At 41.1% G+C, this 1,075-nt stretch carries 2 protein-coding genes; both read right to left on the bottom strand.

The features are described from left to right. On the bottom strand, positions 1 to 494 hold a 494-nt coding region (locus tag RMB13_RS00575), incomplete at its 3' end, for a DUF932 domain-containing protein (protein ID WP_311084110.1). Between the two features lie 55 nt (positions 495 to 549). After that, entirely contained in the window at positions 550 to 843 is a 294-nt protein-coding gene (locus RMB13_RS00570; RefSeq protein ID WP_311073074.1) for a hypothetical protein, read from the bottom strand. Between the last annotated feature and the right edge of the window lie 232 nt (positions 844 to 1,075).

Genomic DNA, 1,075 nt, shown 5'->3' with positions numbered 1-1,075 from the left:
CACACCACTCGAACACTGGTGAATTGTGCTGTGGTGGCCAATGTCCCATCGCAAGCTGTTGCTAATAAAATGTAGCCATTACTAACATCTTTACCTTTCAATGCAGCTGATTGCCCTGTTCTTGCTAATGCCCAGAACTTTCGGCCACCTTTGAGTACTCCTGCTGTTTCCAGCTCAAAGCCTGATTGCTCGGTCAGGTCTTTATAGAAGTTTAATATCTCCATCGGTTGAACTTCCTTATAACGCTGACTCACCACCGATAACGGTTCATGAGTATCTGAACGATAAAGGACTCGCTGATCTTCATATGGCATGATGATGCTTTGTCCACGTTCATTCTTTGCCATATAACTGACATTGGATGATTCAATCCGCCAGTCCATACCTGCTTGTTCCGCCCAGATTTCTATTGGTTGGTTTCGGGTCAGTTGATTCCCTAAGCCATGCCAAGGGGTTTCACCTACAAATGCCATTGTTTCAACTTGATGTGCCATGATTGATTTCCTTTAATTGATTTAAATAATTTGAATTTTGTAAAAATAAGAGTTACTAAAAACTCGACTGTTTGATTTCAAAGTGTTCTAGACATTGCTCACACTGGTAATGCAACGTCACCGTGTTGTCTTGATGTTGGACGTAGAGCAGAAACATGCCCCCTACAACTAAACCAACAAAGCCCCCAACCAAAGGATGTATAGGACTGCGCTTTGACAATTGCATACAGGCTGCTGCCAGAGACATCGGTGAGAACGATGAGAGCTTTGCAAATACGCTTTGGTGGCTTTGCTCCGACTGCCGTAGTAATTTCAAATGCCTCGAATGGCAGTAAGGGCATTGATGCATATAGTTATCCTCCTAAATAAAAGGCATAAAAAAACCACAAGCAAATGCTTGTGGTTTGATTGAGCTTTATGTTGCTTTTCTCGATTAAGTCAAATTAACGAGTTACTTTTGGAGTCGCTAAACCTTTCTTGCTACAAGATTTGATACTTTCAATATATTGCCCATCTCCAGTGTCTTTAAAGAAACCATGTTTCGATTTGATTTCTAAACATTGACCTTTCTTAAAAGGTTT

Origin of the sequence: Acinetobacter sp. V102_4 (genome assembly GCF_031799005.1) — a bacterium.
In the GTDB taxonomy this organism is placed as follows: domain Bacteria; phylum Pseudomonadota; class Gammaproteobacteria; order Pseudomonadales; family Moraxellaceae; genus Acinetobacter; species Acinetobacter calcoaceticus.
The sequence above is the reverse complement of the archived record's forward strand: the minus strand, read 5'-3'. Positions and strand labels throughout refer to the sequence as shown.

Bases quoted from the DNA above. Each gene is read 5' to 3' on its own strand.
- RMB13_RS00570 (WP_311073074.1), bottom strand. From the start codon at position 843: ATGCATCAATGCCCTTACTGCCATTCGAGGCATTTGAAATTACTACGG.